Origin of the sequence: Sporosarcina sp. FSL W7-1283 (genome assembly GCF_038003105.1) — a bacterium.
In the GTDB taxonomy this organism is placed as follows: domain Bacteria; phylum Bacillota; class Bacilli; order Bacillales_A; family Planococcaceae; genus Sporosarcina; species Sporosarcina newyorkensis.
On record NZ_JBBOOL010000001.1, the window covers coordinates 1,600,243 to 1,617,639 of the forward strand.

15 protein-coding genes are annotated in these 17,397 nt (G+C 45.2%); 14 read left to right on the forward strand and 1 reads right to left on the reverse strand.

The window, feature by feature from the left end:
- Positions 1-29 precede the first annotated feature (29 nt).
- The 4 genes from proB (at position 30) to MKY93_RS07720 (ending at position 4,391) form a co-directional block, all read left to right on the forward strand.
- The gene (proB, locus tag MKY93_RS07705) at positions 30-1,127 is read left to right on the forward strand and encodes a glutamate 5-kinase (RefSeq protein ID WP_340758725.1); all 1,098 of its coding nucleotides are present in this window, start codon (positions 30-32) and stop codon (positions 1,125-1,127) included.
- Positions 1,128-1,142: 15 nt separating this feature from the next.
- Entirely contained in the window at positions 1,143-2,387 is a 1,245-nt protein-coding gene (locus tag MKY93_RS07710; RefSeq protein ID WP_340758726.1) for a glutamate-5-semialdehyde dehydrogenase, read from the forward strand.
- A 20-nt stretch (positions 2,388-2,407) separates the two neighbouring features.
- Complete coding sequence (locus MKY93_RS07715) at positions 2,408-3,484, forward strand: branched-chain amino acid aminotransferase (protein ID WP_340758727.1); 1,077 nt, start codon at positions 2,408-2,410, stop codon at positions 3,482-3,484.
- A gap of 115 nt (positions 3,485-3,599) precedes the next feature.
- Positions 3,600-4,391, forward strand: coding sequence for a DUF6612 family protein (locus MKY93_RS07720; RefSeq protein ID WP_340758728.1), 792 nt, complete (start codon positions 3,600-3,602; stop codon positions 4,389-4,391).
- A 307-nt stretch (positions 4,392-4,698) separates the two neighbouring features.
- On the opposite strand, the gene MKY93_RS07725 is transcribed toward MKY93_RS07720, so the two are convergent.
- Positions 4,699-5,994 (reverse strand): replication-associated recombination protein A, encoded by a 1,296-nt coding sequence (locus MKY93_RS07725; RefSeq protein ID WP_340758729.1) that lies wholly within the window; start codon positions 5,992-5,994, stop codon positions 4,699-4,701.
- Positions 5,995-6,121: 127 nt separating this feature from the next.
- Here MKY93_RS07725 and cymR point away from each other — a divergent pair, with 127 nt between their 5' ends.
- The 10 genes from cymR (at position 6,122) to mltG (ending at position 17,367) form a co-directional block, all read left to right on the forward strand.
- Positions 6,122-6,541, forward strand: a complete 420-nt coding sequence (gene cymR / locus MKY93_RS07730) for a cysteine metabolism transcriptional regulator CymR (protein ID WP_009496971.1) — start codon at positions 6,122-6,124, stop codon at positions 6,539-6,541.
- Between the two features lie 13 nt (positions 6,542-6,554).
- The gene (locus MKY93_RS07735) at positions 6,555-7,703 is read left to right on the forward strand and encodes a cysteine desulfurase family protein (RefSeq protein WP_340758730.1); all 1,149 of its coding nucleotides are present in this window, start codon (positions 6,555-6,557) and stop codon (positions 7,701-7,703) included.
- 22 nt (positions 7,704-7,725) lie between these two features.
- A complete protein-coding gene (mnmA, locus tag MKY93_RS07740; protein WP_340758731.1) occupies positions 7,726-8,844 on the forward strand; it encodes a tRNA 2-thiouridine(34) synthase MnmA in 1,119 nt (372 codons plus the stop codon).
- A 12-nt stretch (positions 8,845-8,856) separates the two neighbouring features.
- The gene (locus tag MKY93_RS07745) at positions 8,857-9,525 is read left to right on the forward strand and encodes a tetratricopeptide repeat protein (protein ID WP_340758732.1); all 669 of its coding nucleotides are present in this window, start codon (positions 8,857-8,859) and stop codon (positions 9,523-9,525) included.
- A 24-nt stretch (positions 9,526-9,549) separates the two neighbouring features.
- Positions 9,550-11,973 (forward strand): SF1B family DNA helicase RecD2, encoded by a 2,424-nt coding sequence (gene recD2, locus MKY93_RS07750; protein ID WP_340758733.1) that lies wholly within the window; start codon positions 9,550-9,552, stop codon positions 11,971-11,973.
- A 283-nt stretch (positions 11,974-12,256) separates the two neighbouring features.
- Entirely contained in the window at positions 12,257-14,890 is a 2,634-nt protein-coding gene (alaS, locus tag MKY93_RS07755; protein WP_340758734.1) for an alanine--tRNA ligase, read from the forward strand.
- A gap of 261 nt (positions 14,891-15,151) precedes the next feature.
- Positions 15,152-15,424: an IreB family regulatory phosphoprotein gene (locus MKY93_RS07760; RefSeq protein ID WP_040758807.1), complete on the forward strand. Its 273-nt coding sequence runs from the start codon at positions 15,152-15,154 to the stop codon at positions 15,422-15,424.
- Entirely contained in the window at positions 15,421-15,840 is a 420-nt protein-coding gene (gene ruvX, locus MKY93_RS07765; RefSeq protein ID WP_009496964.1) for a Holliday junction resolvase RuvX, read from the forward strand. The genes MKY93_RS07760 and ruvX overlap by 4 nt, the downstream gene beginning before the upstream one ends.
- Positions 15,841-15,851: 11 nt before the next feature.
- The gene (locus MKY93_RS07770; protein WP_009496963.1) at positions 15,852-16,142 is read left to right on the forward strand and encodes a DUF1292 domain-containing protein; all 291 of its coding nucleotides are present in this window, start codon (positions 15,852-15,854) and stop codon (positions 16,140-16,142) included.
- Between the two features lie 88 nt (positions 16,143-16,230).
- Positions 16,231-17,367: an endolytic transglycosylase MltG gene (mltG, locus tag MKY93_RS07775; RefSeq protein WP_340758735.1), complete on the forward strand. Its 1,137-nt coding sequence runs from the start codon at positions 16,231-16,233 to the stop codon at positions 17,365-17,367.
- The last annotated feature ends 30 nt before the right edge of the window (positions 17,368-17,397 follow it).

Genomic DNA, 17,397 nt, shown 5'->3' on the forward strand with positions numbered 1-17,397 from the left:
GAATTACAGAAATGGCAGGCGAAATTAAAATGAAGAGACAGCGAATTGTTGTGAAAATAGGCAGTAGCTCTTTAACAAACGACAGCGGGGAAATCGACCAGCTGAAATTGAATGACCATGTCGATGCGTTGGCAATGTTAAAAAATGCCGGTCATGAAGTCATCGTCGTATCGTCTGGAGCCGTAGCTGCAGGATTTGCGCGGCTTGGATACCCATCGCGCCCTGTAACCATCAAAGGAAGACAGGCAGCAGCAGCTGTTGGTCAAAGTCTTTTGATTCAATCGTACATTGAGCGATTCGGTGAGCATGGCGTCGTGCCGGCTCAAATCCTTCTAACCCGTCAAGATTTTTCGAACCGGGATCGTTACCGTAACGCGTTTGCGGCGATGTCGGAATTATTGGAACGAGGCATCGTGCCGATCATCAATGAAAACGACACTGTCTCCATAGATGAATTAACATTTGGCGATAATGATATGTTATCTGCGTTAGTAAGTGGATTTTTACATGCAGATCAATTGATCATTTTGACGGATGTCAATGGAATTTATACAAGCAATCCGAGAAAAGATCCTGACGCTGTTCGTTTGACGGAGCTCGATGAAATTACGGATGAGTTGCTTGGCGGTACAGACGAACTCGGTTCGAAAGTCGGTACAGGCGGCATGCGCTCGAAGTTACTGGCTGCAAAAACTGCACACACTTTGGCAGTACCCGTCTTTATTGGAACAGGCAGCGGCTCTTATAAACTTTTAGAGATTCTGCAAGGGAATGGAGACGGTACATATATTTCAAGTCCGCTCGGCAGTGTCATCAATACGAAGCGCCAATGGATCGCGCTGCATTCAGAATCAACCGGCCGTTTGTATGTCGACAAAGGTGCAGAAGAGGCAATCTTACACAATGGCCGCAGTCTTTTACCGGCTGGTGTTTTTAGAGTAAAAGGAAGTTTTGAAGCAGGGGAAGTCGTGGAAGTGTATGGTATGGATGGTTTGATCGGTAGAGGAGAAGTGACGTATTCATCGGAGCAATTAGAAAAAGTCCTGACCGAAAGAGACAAGAATGACGAAGTGTTAGCACCGATGATCGAAGTGATTCACAGAGATCGTTGGGTACAATTAACTTAAAGGGGAGATTGGGCAATGAGTGAGATCAGACGTAAAGGGAAAGCGGCTAAAGAAGCGAGTTATGCGTTGAACACGGCAACGACGGAAGAGAAGAACGAAGCACTTCGTTTGATTGCGGATCAATTGTTGGAGGAGCAAGAACATCTTCTTGAGGAAAATAAGAAAGATATCGAAGAAGGCCATGCAAACGGTATCGAGGCAGCTGTGCTCGATCGAATCCTATTGACGCCGGACCGTATCGAAGCAATGGCAGAAGGCGTTCGTTTACTGATTGACTTGAAAGATCCAATCGGGGAAACCTTGGAAGAAATCGAAAAGGAAAATGGCTTGCACATCGTTAGAAAGCGTGTGCCTATCGGAGTTGTTGCGATGATTTATGAAGCGCGGCCGAATGTTACAATTGATGCAGCATCTCTCGCTTTGAAGACGGGTAATGCAGTCGTATTACGTGGTAGTTCGTCAGCCAAATATTCAAATCTCGCTCTATGGCATGTCATTCAGCGAGGACTGGAAAAGAGTGCCTTGCCAGTCGATTCCGTGCAGTTGATTGAAGATACGAGCCGCGAAATTGCAAAGGAATTGTTTACGTTAAATGACTATTTGGATGTGTTGATCCCACGTGGCGGCGCAAAATTGATTCAGACAGTTATCCGTGAATCTACTGTTCCGGTTATTGAAACGGGAGCTGGAAACTGTCATTTATACATTGATGAATCAGCGGATTCGCAAATGGCGATCGACCTCGTTGTGAATGCAAAAACTCACCGTCCTTCAGTTTGTAACGCAATTGAGACGGTGATCATTGATCAGAATTGGTTACAGCAACACGGTGAAAAGCTGATCGATAGTTTGCGTGAAAAAGATGTCCAGTTAGTGGGAGACGAGACAATCCATCAATTTGATCCTTCGATTGCTGAAGTGGAACAAGATGACTGGTCGAGCGAATTTTTGGATTTGAAATTGCGGATGAAAAATGTACAGAACTTCCAACAAGCGCTTGATCATATTAGGCAATACAGCACAAAACACTCAGACGGTATCGTTACGCAAAGTGATGAGCATGCGGAACAGTTCTTGAATAGCGTGGATGCGGCGGCTGTCTATGTCAATGCATCGACCCGATTCACAGATGGCTTCGAGTTCGGTTACGGTGCGGAAATTGGGATCAGTACGCAGAAGCTACATGCACGGGGGCCAATGGGATTAGAAGCGTTGACTTCATCCAAATTTGTCATCCGCGGCACTGGCCAAATCAGATAAATATTCAGGAGGGTATAGATATGACAGCGAAGAACAAGATAACAGTCAAAAAAAACGCACAACCGAAAGAAAAGCCGGCAACCGATCAACTGGCTTTTGGCACAGAATTTACGGATCATATGTTTGTAATGGATTATACGGAAGGAACAGGCTGGCATGATGCACGCATTGTACCGTACGAGCCGTTCATGCTTGACCCGGCAGCAATTGTTTTGCATTACGGTCAAACTGTTTTTGAAGGATTAAAAGCCTATGTAACGGACGATAAAGAAGTCGTGCTGTTCCGACCGGATGAAAACATGAAACGCCTGAACCGTTCCAATGAAAGATTATGCATGCCGAACTTTGATGAAGAATTGGTGCTTGATGCATTAAAGGAATTGGTCTCTTTAGATAAAGAATGGATTCCTGATCGGGAAGGCACTTCACTGTATATCCGTCCATTCATTTTTGCGACACAGCCTTATTTAGGTGTTGCGCCTTCGAAGACGTATCGATTGATGATCATTTTATCTCCGGTAGGTGCCTATTACAAAGAAGGTATGAACCCTGTGAAAATTGCGGTAGAATCAGAGTTCGTCCGTGCTGCGGTAGGCGGGACAGGAAGTGCGAAGACCGCAGGGAACTATGCAGGTGCGATGAAAGCGCAAGAAGTAGCAGAAGCTGCGGGTTATTCGCAAGTGCTTTGGTTGGATGCAAAAGAGCATAAATACATTGAAGAAGTCGGCGCGATGAATGTGTTCTTCAAAATCAATGGAGAAGTTATTACGCCAAGTCTGAACGGCAGCATTTTAGAAGGGATCACACGTAAATCCGTCATCGAATTGCTGCAATCATGGGGATTTCCAGTAACGGAACGTAAAGTATCCATCCAAGAAATATTCGATGCCAATGCGGCTGGAACTCTGGAAGAAGCGTTCGGCACAGGAACTGCTGCAGTAATCTCGCCGATGGGTGAATTATCTTGGGGCGGCGAAAAATGTGAAATCAATGGTAATCAAATCGGAGAATTGTCTCTGAAATTATATGAAACAATTACAGGAATTCAGACAGGTAGAGTGGAAGATCCGTTCAATTGGGTTGTCAAAGTAGATTGATCGATCTTCCTCTTATAGGAAGATGGAACGGATATCGAATCATTCGTGACAAGTGCGCTCCCGTGCAGTACACTGTAAATAGTTTTGATTGATTTGATTGAAAGGAAGTTTCTTGATGAACAAACGATATTTCGTTCTTTTCCTGACATTCGTAATATTTACGATGGCAGGATGCGGAAAAACATCTTCGGCACCATCTAGCCCTGAAGATGTGCTGAAGAAAGCAGATGCAGCGATGAAGGAGCTGAAATCTGTACATACGAGCATTGTCTTTGATGAGAGCAGCGTCACTTCTGATCCGGTTGAGCGCGACAGTAAAAAGCTGCATATCCAATCGAATGTCGAACTGGATCCTGTGAAAGTTTCAGAAGAAGTAGTTTTACAGATTCCGAAACAACAGCCAAAAAACCTTCATATTTTCCGACAGGATGATCAATTGGCAGTACAGGAAGAAAAGGGCGACTGGCAAGCGATGACAGAGGAAGAACGCAAAGAATTACTGGATGTATGGGTGCCATTCACTGCTCCTGCTATGGACCTCTCTCTACTGGAGCCTTTCATAGAGAGCGCAGAGTTGGAAAAAATCGATTATGGTTATGCTCTTCAGTTTTCATTAACGCCGGCCGAGTACCGACGATTCATGAAAGAAGTGGCGGTGAACAGTCCGATGCCTGAACAGTTCATACATACCCATACTGGTTTTCCAGTCGTTGAGAAAATGGATCTGGAATTGACGGTGAATGAAAAAACATTTTTCGTTACAGGTATGAAGCTGTCCGCAAATATTACAAGCTATTTCGGTCGCGACTATATTCGCTATAAACAAAAACTAGATGCCAACTACAGTTATTTCAACGACATCGATCCAATTCAAACGCCTGCGGGCTTTGCAGAATTGCTGAACTGAGATAAAAAAATCCACGAAGCCAATAGCTTTCGTGGATTTTCTCATATAGACGAATCCCAAACTAATACAGTTGGGAAGTCAAAGTGTTAAATATAGCAAAAGAAAATAGGTTTGTGGTTCGGGGATTTGCGCTACAGACGGGACACTTTCCATTGAGCACGAATAAGCCGCTTCCTTTACTTCGCTCAGTCCAGAGTCTCATCATTCTCGTTAAACCCAACAGAAAGCGTCCGCCTGGAACGTAGATCAACGGTGCCTTCTCCAATAGCAACTTTTTTCTGCAATTTAAATCCACGAAGCCCTTAAGCTATCGTGGATTTTTTTTGCCTTTAAACGAGAGCAGTCGTTTATAGATGGCGGCCATTCTCGTTTCATCACCTGCTTCAACTGGGGAATAAAACTCTGTGCCTGCTAAGCTGTCGGGCAAGTATTGCTGATCCGTCCAGCCGCCGAATGAGCCGACTGGCGTATCGTGCGGGTAGACATATCCTCCGTGGCCGAGCTGTGCTGCTCCGCCATAATGAGTATCGCGAAGGTGCATTGGGATTTCGCCGGTTGGTTGCTCGTGAAGAACTTTGGTCGCTTGATCGATTGCCCGATAAGCCGAGTTCGATTTCGAAGCCAAACACATCTCCACCGTAACGACCGACAAAGGAATGCGGGCTTCCGGCATACCTAAGCGCAAAGCGGCATCCGTAGCGGCGACGACATGCGCACCGACATCGGGAGCAGCTAAGCCGATATCTTCATAACTCATGACGAGCAATCGTCTCGTGACCGCCGTCAAATCCCCGATTTCGAGAAGTTGTGCCAAGTAGTAAAGCGCCGCATTGACATCGCTGCCTCGCACGCTTTTTTGCAGTGCGGATAACAAATTATAATGATGGGAGCCTTTTTTGTCGCCTAGTAAACTGATTCTTGTGAGCAATTGTTGCAGCAAATCATCTTCAACGATGATCTGTCCGTTTTCTTCATCGCTCGCAGCGAGCAACGACTCGAGGAACGTTAGCGCTTTACGCGCATCTCCATTGACCCCTTTAGCGATTTTCTGAAGCTGTTCAGTCGTTATGACGATGTCTTCCTGTCCAAGGCCTTTCTTTTTGTCTTCTAATGTGCGTTTCAATAAATTTAGCAAATCTTCCGGCTGCAGTCGTTTTAACTGCACGATTTCACCGCATCGAGAGCGTATCGCCGGATTGACGTCATGAAAAGGATTTTCTGTCGTCGCTCCGATCAAAATGATCGATCCGCTTTCTACGTGGGGCAGAAGCGTATCTTGCTGCAATTTATTGAAGCGGTGTATTTCATCTAAAAATAACAATACTTTTCCTGTCATTCTTGCTTCTTTGACGACATCTTCTACATCTTTTTTCCCTGCCACTGTCGCATTCAGCGCAATGAATGGCAATTTGGAAGTTCCTGCGATGGCATAGGCAAGGGAAGTCTTACCTATGCCAGGTTCACCATATAATAAAAGAGATGGGACATGCCCATTTTTGATCATTCGATAAAGGGGGGTCGTCTCCCCGATGACGTGGTCTTGTCCGATGACTTCATCTATCGTTTCAGGCCGCATGCGGAAGGCCAAAGGTTCGTTATGCATGTATATCAATCCTCCGTACATCTGTTCTTTCATTATATCGTAAAATCTGAATGAAGTCATTTCGAAGAACGAACGCTAGAATTATGCTATACTAACGACAGCAATTTTAGTAAAGGACGATGCCAAAATGAAAATTTCCACCAAAGGTCGATACGGCCTCACGGTTATTGTAGAATTAGGACGAAAATTTGGGGAAGGCCCTGTGCCGCTGCGGAAAATTGCAGAAGAGCAAAATCTTTCCGAAGCGTATTTGGAGCAATTAATCCCCCCTTTACGCAACAGTGGACTCGTTAAAAGTGTTCGCGGAGCATACGGAGGTTACAAACTAGCTAAAGATCCCTCACAAATTACAGCGGGGGAGATCATTCGTCTGCTTGAAGGACCGATCCAGCTCGTGGAAGGACTTGAGGATGATGAAATTCCACAGCGCGAATTATGGAAACGAATTGGTGACGCAATCCGCGGAGTACTCGACCATACGACAATTAAAGATCTGATCGAGTATGAAGACACGCCAACACAAGATGAATACATGTTCTATATTTAAAGGAGTTTACCAGATGAAACAAGCCATTTATTTAGATTACGCTGCTACGACTCCTATGCATCCAACAGTCTTGGAACGTTTTACTTCCGCGTTGTCAGATACGTACGGCAATCCGTCGAGCACGCATCAATTCGGCAGGAACGCGAAAAAACTGCTGGAGGAAGCGCGTAAAACGTTAGCTCTCTCAGTCGGTGCTCTGCCGAATGAAATCATCTTCACTTCAGGAGGCACCGAAGCGGATAATTTAGCGATTTTCGGCTCTGTGCAAATAATGCAGCCACAGGGACGTCATATCATCACGACAGAAATCGAACATCACGCGGTGTTAAATCCGTGTAAACGACTGGAGTCACAAGGCTATGAAGTGACGTATTTGCAACCTGACCGAAACGGCCTTATTTCTGTGGAACAAGTTCGGCATGCATTGACAGACGAAACCATTCTTGTCTCGATCATGTATGGAAACAATGAAGTAGGCACGATACAGCCAATTGCCGAAATTGGCAATCTTCTGGAGTCGCATCAAGCGATCTTCCATACAGATGCAGTTCAAGCGTATGGAACTTCCTTGCTCGATGTAAATGAACTACAAGTGGATCTATTGTCGGTCTCTGCACATAAACTGAATGGTCCAAAAGGAATCGGTTTCCTCTATCAGAGAAGCGGAAAATTACTGGATGCTCAATTGCATGGCGGTGAACAAGAGAAAAAACGGCGTGCTGGTACGGAAAATGTTCCGGCGACAGCAGCGTTTGCGCAAGCTGTGTCCATCGCGGAACAAACAAAGGATGAGACCGCCGAAACCTATCAGTCATACAAGCGGACGATGAGTGAAATTTTCAAACGAAATGAAATAGAATTTTTGCCGACAGTACATGAATCAATTCCGGTACTGCCGCATATTTACCATGTTTCGTTCCCGGGGACAGACGTGGAAACATTTTTGATGAGTTTGGATTTAGAAGGAATTGCGGTTTCTAGCGGTTCCGCTTGCACAGCGGGCTCGTTTGAACCGTCGCATGTCGTGACGGCTATGTTCGGTGACGACTCCGATAACGCTCGAAACTCGATACGCATCAGCTTTGGATACGGTCTGGAGCAATCCATGATTGAAGAAGCCGCAGAGAGAATCTCCGCTGTAGTGAAAAGACTAGTGAAATGAATCAGCAAAGGATGAAGTGGAAATGAGAACGAGAAAAGCCCCAGCAGATACACGGGTAGTCATTGGAATGTCTGGCGGAGTGGACTCTTCGGTTGCGGCATTACTTTTGAAAGAACAAGGTTATGAAGTGATTGGAATCTTCATGAAAAACTGGGATGACACAGACGAATCTGGACATTGCACAGCGACAGAAGATTTTGAAGACGTAAGAAGTGTCTGCGATCAAATCGGCATTCCCTACTATTCCGTTAATTTTGAGAAGCAATATTGGGATAAAGTATTCACGTACTTCTTGGATGAATACAAAGCAGGACGCACCCCGAACCCAGACGTAATGTGCAATAAAGAAATAAAATTCAATGCATTTCTAGAGCATGCTAAAAGCTTGGGAGCAGACTTCTTGGCGACAGGTCATTATGCACAAGTCGTAGAACGTGAAGATGGCGTCGCGATGCTTCGTGGAGTTGACAACAATAAAGATCAAACGTATTTCTTGAATCAATTGACACAGGAGCAGCTGCAGCAAGTTATGTTCCCGCTGGGTCACTTGGAAAAATCAAGCGTTCGAGAAATCGCGGAAAAAGCAGGACTGGCGACAGCGAAGAAAAAAGATTCTACAGGCATTTGTTTCATTGGCGAACGGAACTTCAAAGAATTCCTGAGTGAATATTTGCCTGCGATTCCAGGGGAAATGCAAACAATGGACGGTAAAGTCATGGGGAAACATGATGGGTTGATGTATCATACGATCGGCCAGCGCCATGGACTTGGGATCGGTGGTTCAGGGGAGCCTTGGTTCGCGGTTGGTAAGGATCTGGAGCGCAATGTCTTACTGGTGGAGCAAGGGTTTCATCATGATGCCTTGTATTCGACCAGCTTAAAAGCGACAGATATGAATATTTGTACAACAAAAGAATTGCCGAAGACATTTTCTTGTACGGCAAAATTCCGTTACCGTCAGCCGGACACACAAGTGACTGTGGAGTTTTCAGGTGAAGAGGCCATCGTTACATTCGCGGAGCCGGTACGTGCGGTTACCCCGGGGCAAGCGGTCGTCCTGTATGACGGCGAGGAATGCTTGGGCGGCGGAACGATCGATGAAGTGTTTAAAAATGGCAAGAAGCTGACATACGTTGGGTAAGGAGGGTATATGATGTCGTTACAGAATGAAGCAATTCAAGAAATGCAAGAAGGCAATTATGAAAAAGCAGTCGAGTTGTTCATGCAATCCATTGAGGAAAATCCTGAGGATGCAACCGGCTATATTAATATTGGAAATATTTTTGCTTCGCTCGGAGACACAGAGCGTGCGGAACCGTTTTTCCAAAAAGCATTGACTCTTGACGAGAAGGCAGGCACAGCGTTTTATGGCCTCGCCAATTTGTATTACAATCAAGAGCGTTTTGAAGAGGCGGCCAAACTTTATGAGAGAGCCATCCAGACGGGACTGGAAACGGCAGACGTCTATTTTATGTTGGGGAAAAGTATGGAACAGGCAGGCAATGACCGTCTGGCATTGCCTTACTTGCAGCGGGCTGTTGAATTGAACGAAGACGATCAGGAAGTCTTATTGTCTTACGGCATTTTATTGGCAAAACTGGAACTGTTTCAAGAGGCGCAGCCGGTTTTTGAGACCATTTTAGAAAAGGAACCGGCACATGCGGACGCCCATTATAATCTAGGCGTGTTGTTTGCAGTCTCCACGGAGGATAAAAAGCGCGCATTGTCTCACTTGGAACAAGCCTTCACGTCCGAACCGGAGCACACGCAAGCGCGTTATATTTACGATATGATCCAGCTCGGCGACGAACAAAGCGAATAGCAGAGAAAAGGAGGTGAGGGCCTGATGAATGAATCTGAGCAGTATATAATCGGCAGACCGATTGTAACGATCTTTCATAACGCAACGAACTTATTTTCCATAGTGAAAATGAAAGTCACATCGACCAATACAGATTATCGGGATAAAGAGATCGTCATCAAAGGCTCCTTTCCTCCATTGATTGCTGAAGAGGATTATAAGTTTACCGGTCGTATGGTGAACCATCCTGTCCATGGTCAGCAATTTGACGTCCAAACGTTTTCAAAAGAGCTTCCGGCAACCGAAGCCGGGCTCATTCATTATTTATCAGGTGATTTATTTCCTGGCATTGGGAAGAAGACGGCAGGAGAAATCGTAAAGATTTTAGGCAATAACGTCATACAGAAGATTTTGGAAGATCGGTCCGTCCTCGATCAGGTCCCGCGTTTGTCAGAGGAACGAAAAGATACGCTTGTAGCAGTTTTACAAGAAAACTTAGGTCTTGAACGAACCATGGTGCAACTTAATGAATGGGGCTTCGGACCTCAAATCGCCATGAGGATTTATCAGACTTATCAAGACGATGCAATCGACATCTTGACGGAAAATCCTTATCGGCTCATAAAGGAAATCGAGGGGATCGGTTTTCAGCGCGCAGATGATTTGGCGAAACAATTGGGATTAGTAGGCGATCATCCCGCGCGAATAAAAGCTGCTGTTTATTACAGTGTACATAGTGAAGTGCAGTCTTCAGGTCATGTTTATTTGGAATCTGAAGAGATCTTACCGCAAGCGAAGCAATTGCTCGAAGCAAGTCAGCCTCATGACATATCGTATGAATCCATCTCGGAAGCGGTTATCGAATTGGTTGAGGAAGGGACGTTGTCTGCCGAAAAGCAAAGGCTTTATTTACCTTCCCTTTATTATTCGGAAATCGGAATCGCTGCAAAAGTACAACGCATTCTGGACAATGAAGTGGATGAACAGTTCCCTGCTTCTGAGATCAGAAAAGCGATTGGCGAAATTGAAGAACGTTTGGAAGTGGAGTATGCGGAAACGCAAGTGGAAGCAATTGAGCGGGCGCTGCATTCTTCTTTGCTCGTTTTGACGGGAGGACCGGGGACGGGGAAAACAACCGTTATCCGAGGTCTCGTTGAAGTATATGCAGAATTACATGGACTCTCATTGGATCTTGAAGAATACGCACGTAAGAAAGAACCGTTTCCAATTATATTGGCGGCACCTACCGGACGGGCAGCAAAACGTATGTCAGAAGCCACAGGATTGCCCGCTATGACGATTCACCGCCTTCTCGGCTTTACCGGTCAGGAATCGGAAGAAGAGACTGAGCGGGAAGTAGAGGGCAATTTAATCATCATCGATGAAACGTCGATGGTCGATACGTGGCTGATGCATCAATTATTGAAAGCGGTCCGAAATGATGCACAGCTTTTATTCGTCGGTGACCAAGATCAGCTGCCGTCTGTCGGACCAGGCCAAGTACTGCATGATTTTATGCAGTCAGGCAAGATTCCGGTTGTTGAATTGACCGATATTTTCCGTCAAAGTGAAGGCTCTACTATTATCGAAATGGCGCATATGATTAAGCAGAGGACATGGTCGATGGATGTGACGAAGAAGACGTCTGACCGATCATTCATACGGGCTTCCAGTGAGCAAATCCTCCCTGCGGTCAAACAAATCATTCAAAGTGCGACTTCTAAAGGGCATTCGATCAAAGATATCCAAGTGCTAGCACCGATGTATAAAGGTCCGGCTGGCATTGACGGTCTGAATAAAATGATCCAGGAAATCACCAATCCGCCCGCTGCAGGCAGAAAAGAAATGACCTTCGGTGAAACGACATATCGGGTCGGGGATAAGGTGCTGCAACTTGTCAATCAGCCGGAAAGCAATGTTTTTAATGGCGATATGGGAGAAGTTGTAGCCATCATGCTGGCCAAAGAGACGACTGATAAAAAAGCGATGTTGGTCGTTTCGTATGACGGCAATGAAGTGAACTATGAACGCGGCGATCTGAATCAAATCACGCTAGCCTATTGCTGTTCGATCCATAAGTCTCAGGGCAGTGAGTTTCCGATCGTTGTCATGCCGATTGTACGAAGTCAACGTAAAATGCTGAGACGCAATCTCCTCTATACAGGTATCACGAGAGCCAAAAACTTCTTGATACTATGCGGTGAGGCGGAAGAGTTTAAGGCCGGCATCGAACGAACGGATGAAACCGAGCGTCAAACGACATTGAAAGAGCGGATTGCTGGTTTTATTGATATAGAAGAAGCGGAAGAAACAGTTCAGTCGAATGGTTCTGAAAAGGCGGAACAGCCAATCGAGCAGGCTGTGGAAACAACACCCGCAAAGTTGACGATGGACAATTTCAGTATGATTGATCCGATGATTGGAATGTCAGATGTGTCGCCATTCGACTTTCTGGAAGCGGCCGATTGACAAAGCAGTAGAACTTTCCTATAATTCGTTTAGAAATATTGAAAAACGTCGAAGGAACGAGTACTCATGTATTCTGTGTTTAGAAAAGAGCTTCCAGGCTGAAAAAGCTCTCGCAGGACTTGAGGAACGCTATTCCGAAGTTGCAGCTAATCCCTGCCGTCTTTGCTGCGTTAAAGCAACTCGAGATACCGCAACTTGCGGTAATTAGGGTGGTACCGCGATTCTTTAACCTTCGCCCCTTTATACAGGGGTGGAGTTTTTTTAATTTTAGGAGGAGTAAACGATGAAAAAACTAACGGCATCTGAAATTCGCCAACTTTTTTTAGACTATTTTAAAGAGCATGGGCATAAAGTAGAACCATCGGCCGCTTTAGTGCCTGTCGATGACCCATCGCTTCTATGGATCAATAGTGGCGTTGCAACGTTGAAGAAGTATTTTGATGGACGAGTCATACCGGAGAATCCGAGGATTGCCAATGCACAAAAATCGATCCGTACGAATGATATCGAAAATGTTGGCTATACAGCGCGTCATCATACGTTCTTTGAAATGCTCGGAAACTTCTCGATCGGTGATTATTTTAAAGAAGAAGCAATTATTCGTGCGTGGGATTTTCTGACGAACGATAAATGGATCGGCTTTGATCCGGAATTGTTGTCGATCACCGTTCATCCGGAAGACGAAGAAGCATACTCCATTTGGAAAGACAAGATTGGAATCCCTACAGAGCGGATCATTCGTTTGGAAGGGAACTTCTGGGATATCGGAGAAGGCCCAAGCGGACCAAACTCAGAAATTTTCTATGACCGCGGTCCTGCTTATGGAGACGACTTCTCCGATCCTGAATTATATCCGGGAGGAGAAAATGATCGCTACTTGGAAATTTGGAACTTGGTATTCTCTGAGTTCAATCATAATCCGGATCATACGTACACTCCTCTTCCTAAGAAAAATATTGATACAGGGATGGGCCTCGAACGGATGGCTTCAGTCATCCAAGATGTCCCGACGAACTTCGATACAGATCTGTTTTTGCCCATCATCGAAGCAGTAGAAGACGTTTCAGGCAAGAAGTATGGGGAAACAACGGTAGCAGATACTGCATTTAAAGTAATCGCGGACCATATTCGTACTGTTGCCTTCGCGATAGGGGACGGAGCGCTACCTTCCAATGAAGGCCGTGGCTATGTCTTGCGCCGACTACTAAGAAGAGCGGTCCGTTTCGCTAAGCAATTAGGAATTGATAAGCCGTTCATGTACATGCTCGTTCCGATTGTAGGAGATATTATGAAAGACTTTTATCCTGAAGTGCATGAGAAACAAGCGTTTATCATGAAGGTTGTAAAAAATGAAGAAGACCGTTTCCACGAAACATTGCATGACGGAATGGCGATTCTTTCAACAATCATCGAGAAAGCTAAAGCTTCTGAAGTGCCTGTGGTTTCAGGAAGCGACGCATTCAAGTTGTATGACACATACGGCTTCCCGTTCGAATTAACCGAAGAATTCGCACTGGAAGAGAATGTTGCAGTCGACCGTATCGGCTTTGATGAAGAGATGGCAGCACAAAGAAATCGCGCACGCGCTGCGAGAGCGGACGTAGATTCCATGCACATCCAATCCGGTGTGCTGGGTGAAATCCATGTTCCAAGTGAATTTATCGGCTATCAGCAGTTGCAAACGGATGCTTCGGTTACCGTACTTTTAAAAGATGGCCAGCGCATCTCACATGCAGCTGAAGGTGAAACCGTGCAAGTGATCTTAGATCAGACCCCTTTCTACGCAGAAAGTGGCGGACAGATTGCGGATAAAGGGAAATTGACCAATGAGGCATTCATTGCAGAAGTCCAGGATGTCCAAAAAGCACCGAATGGCCAAAACTTGCACACCGTTTTCATCAGTTCCGGAGAAATGAATGGGGGCGCTGCAGTTACTGCCGTGGTCGACGAGCATTCACGTCAGCTGACGGTCAAGAACCATACAGCTACTCACTTGCTGCACCGTGCATTGAAAGATGTCCTTGGAGAGCATGTCAATCAAGCAGGTTCTTATGTAGGACCCGATCGACTGCGATTTGACTTCTCGCATTTCGGCCAAGTGACGAAAGAGGAACTCGAACGTATTGAATATCAAGTGAATGAACAAATTTGGGCAGGAACTCCTGTCAATACATCACTTGCTCCAATTGCAGAAGCTAAAGAAATGGGTGCAATGGCCCTGTTTGGTGAAAAATATGGAGACATCGTCCGAGTGGTGCAAGTAGGCGACTACTCTATCGAACTATGCGGCGGCTGTCACGTAAACAATACATCTGACATCAATGTCTTCAAAATTGTTTCGGAGAGCGGAATCGGAGCAGGAACACGCCGAATCGAAGCTTTGACAGGCGGACAAGCATTCCATTCATTTAAAGAAGACCAAGCCGTCATCGATCAAGTAGCGACGGCGACGAAAGCAACACCGAAAACGGTCGTAACGAAAGTCGAATCTATCTTGGCGGACTATAAAGACTTGCAGCGTGAAAACGAATCATTAGCTGCAAAAATGGGCAACAGCCAATTGACGGACGTCATGGAAACAGCTCGACAAATCGAAGACATCACAGTTATCTCAGCCAATGTAGAGGTAAAAGACAACAATGGCCTTCGCCAGCTGATCGATGAACTGAAACAAAAAACTTCCAAAGGCGTCATTGTATTAGGAACCGTCACAGACGGCAAAGTAATGCTCGCGGCTGGCATCACGAACGATTTAAAAGGCAGCGAGTATCACGCAGGGAAAATCGTCAACCACGTCGCATCCCTATGCGGCGGAAAAGGCGGCGGTCGTCCCGACATGGCAATGGCCGGAGCAAAAGACGCGTCTAAACTTGATGACGCGCTCCAATCCGTGTATGATTATGTAAAATCTGTTTAACCAATTTCAGCAATCGTTCTACTGATATACACTATTGAAATAGGCTTATTATTTCACATCTCTAGTTGATTGGAGCGTAGGGCGGCGACTCCTAGGGGATCAGCGTGTGTCTTGAGACACCGCAGGAGCGAAGCGACGAGGAGGCTCAAGGCACGCCCCCCTGGAAAGCGTCCGTCCGAAGCGGAAATCAACGGTGTCTAGGAAGCGAAAGAACGATTGGTTGGTATACACATAATGGAATCGGAAAGCGGGGTGTCGAGTATGAATTCATCTGATGAAACGATGAAATTCAACTTTCCAGAGGAATCAATGGAGGAAGAAGTCAAAGCAGTCATGCTCCATGTCTACAAAGCATTGGAAGAAAAAGGCTATAATCCGATCAATCAAATCGTCGGCTATTTACTATCCGGGGATCCGGCCTATATTCCGCGCCACGAAGACGCTCGCAGTCTAATACGAAAGTTAGAACGAGATGAAATTCTCGAAGAATTAGTGAAGTTCTACATTCGAGAGAATAGAGGAAAAGCAGAATGAGAATAATGGGATTGGATGTCGGCACGAAAACAGTCGGCATCGCAATTAGTGATGGTCTCGGATGGACTGCTCAAGGCATCGAGACGATCAAAATCAACGAAGAAGAAGGTCTTTTCGGTTTGGAGCGGATCGAAGAACTAACTAAAGAATACGAAGTACATGAATTTGTCGTCGGCTATCCTAAAAATATGAACAATACAATCGGCCCGAGGGGACAAGCCTCTGAACAATACGCCGAAAGTTTACGCGAGAAATTTGGTTTTCCAGTTGTTCTTTGGGATGAGCGGCTGACGACGATGGCTGCCGAACGTGTCTTAATCGAAGCGGATGTAAGCCGTAAAAAGCGGAAATCGGTGATTGATAAAATGGCAGCTGTCATGATACTTCAAGGGTATTTGGATTCAAAAAAAATTTAGAGGTGATTAGAATGGAACACGGACAAGAAACAATGACAATAGTTGACGAGAACGGTGAAGAGCATGTTTGTGAAGTGATCTTGACATTTGATTCGAAAGAATATGAAAGATCGTATGTACTTTACCACATTTTAGACGGTGAAGAAGTGGACGATGACGAAGATGTCGAAATCCACGCATCTGCTTTCATTCCTACGGAGGAAGGCGAAGAAGGCGGAGAATTACTCGAAATCGAATCCGATGAAGAATGGGATATGATTGAAGAAGTATTGAATACTTTCCTTGAAGAAGAAGGCGACTGAGAGTTCTATTCATGTGACGGACGGAATGGTGCGGACCGTTCCGTCTTTTTTAACTTAATTCAGCAGTAGTGAAAAAGAGGTGAGGGTTATGGAAAAAGAGCCCCAAAGAAAAAAGGAAGTTATGTTTCAACGGATGCTTGAACAAAAGGAAGAAGTGAGGACAGTTCGAAAAATCGTGTTTTGGATCGTATCCGTCATTCTCGTGATTGGGATAATTGGCGGTTTCTCTATCTATACATACATAAAAGGTGCATTAAAGCCAGTTGATCCGGACTCTGAAAAAGTCGTAGAAGTGGTCGTACCGATTGGTTCGGGGTTGGATACTATTTCTGAGATTCTGGAAAAAAAGGGCGTTATCAAAAGTGCTCGAGTGTTTAAATACTATGCAAAAGTAAACAATGAAGCAGATTTCCAAGCTGGAACATATGGTCTTACTAAATCTATGACGCCTGATGAATTACTGCAGAGTTTGAAAACAGGTGTGGTGTATCGAACGCCTGCCTTCACGCTGACGATACCGGAAGGCTTGACGCTAGATCAGATCGCAGAAAGGACAAGCGCAAAGGCAGCGTTCACAAAAGAGGAATTTATGGATTTTGTAACGAGTGAAGACGCCGTTTTGCGATATATGACGAAGTATCCCGATATTATTACCGAAGAAATACAAAAAGAAAACATTCGCTATGCTCTAGAAGGCTATTTATTCCCGGCCACGTATCCATTTTATGATGAGTCGCCGTCAGTGGAAGAAGTAGTGGATACGATGGTGGATGCAACGGTGCAAAATATCATTCCGTTCCAAGGCTTTTTAGAAGAGAAAGAAAAGTCCGCGCATTGGCTATTAACGTTTGCTTCCCTGCTTGAAAAAGAAGCAACGAGCAAAGCAGATCGTGAAACCATCGCTAGTGTGTTCATTAACCGAATGGATGAAGGTATGCCTTTGCAAACAGACCCTACTGTTTTGTATGCTTTAGGAGAGCATAAAGACCGTGTATTACTCGAGGATCTAAAAGTGGAAAATGCATACAACACCTATCAAAATAAAGGATTGCCACCGGGTCCTATCGCCAATGCGGGAGCCGCGTCCTTACAAGCAGCTGTCGAACCTTCCAAAACAAAGTATTTATTTTTCTTGGCAGATAAAGATGGTGTGAATCATTTCGCGAAGACTTATGAAGAGCATTTGAAAAACAAAGCTGAGTATATTGATAGTCAGCATAAATAAGAAATAAGAAGGTTCTATAAAGGAGAAATT

Bases quoted from the DNA above. Each gene is read 5' to 3' on its own strand.
- proB (WP_340758725.1), top strand. From the start codon at position 30: ATGAAGAGACAGCGAATTGTTGTGAAAATAGGCAGTAGCTCTTTAACA.
- MKY93_RS07710 (WP_340758726.1), top strand. From the start codon at position 1,143: ATGAGTGAGATCAGACGTAAAGGGAAAGCGGCTAAAGAAGCGAGTTAT.
- MKY93_RS07715 (WP_340758727.1), top strand. From the start codon at position 2,408: ATGACAGCGAAGAACAAGATAACAGTCAAAAAAAACGCACAACCGAAA.
- MKY93_RS07720 (WP_340758728.1), top strand. From the start codon at position 3,600: ATGAACAAACGATATTTCGTTCTTTTCCTGACATTCGTAATATTTACG.
- MKY93_RS07725 (WP_340758729.1), bottom strand. From the start codon at position 5,994: ATGCATAACGAACCTTTGGCCTTCCGCATGCGGCCTGAAACGATAGAT.
- cymR (WP_009496971.1), top strand. From the start codon at position 6,122: ATGAAAATTTCCACCAAAGGTCGATACGGCCTCACGGTTATTGTAGAA.
- MKY93_RS07735 (WP_340758730.1), top strand. From the start codon at position 6,555: ATGAAACAAGCCATTTATTTAGATTACGCTGCTACGACTCCTATGCAT.
- mnmA (WP_340758731.1), top strand. From the start codon at position 7,726: ATGAGAACGAGAAAAGCCCCAGCAGATACACGGGTAGTCATTGGAATG.
- MKY93_RS07745 (WP_340758732.1), top strand. From the start codon at position 8,857: ATGTCGTTACAGAATGAAGCAATTCAAGAAATGCAAGAAGGCAATTAT.
- recD2 (WP_340758733.1), top strand. From the start codon at position 9,550: ATGAATGAATCTGAGCAGTATATAATCGGCAGACCGATTGTAACGATC.
- alaS (WP_340758734.1), top strand. From the start codon at position 12,257: ATGAAAAAACTAACGGCATCTGAAATTCGCCAACTTTTTTTAGACTAT.
- MKY93_RS07760 (WP_040758807.1), top strand. From the start codon at position 15,152: ATGAATTCATCTGATGAAACGATGAAATTCAACTTTCCAGAGGAATCA.
- ruvX (WP_009496964.1), top strand. From the start codon at position 15,421: ATGAGAATAATGGGATTGGATGTCGGCACGAAAACAGTCGGCATCGCA.
- MKY93_RS07770 (WP_009496963.1), top strand. From the start codon at position 15,852: ATGGAACACGGACAAGAAACAATGACAATAGTTGACGAGAACGGTGAA.
- mltG (WP_340758735.1), top strand. From the start codon at position 16,231: ATGGAAAAAGAGCCCCAAAGAAAAAAGGAAGTTATGTTTCAACGGATG.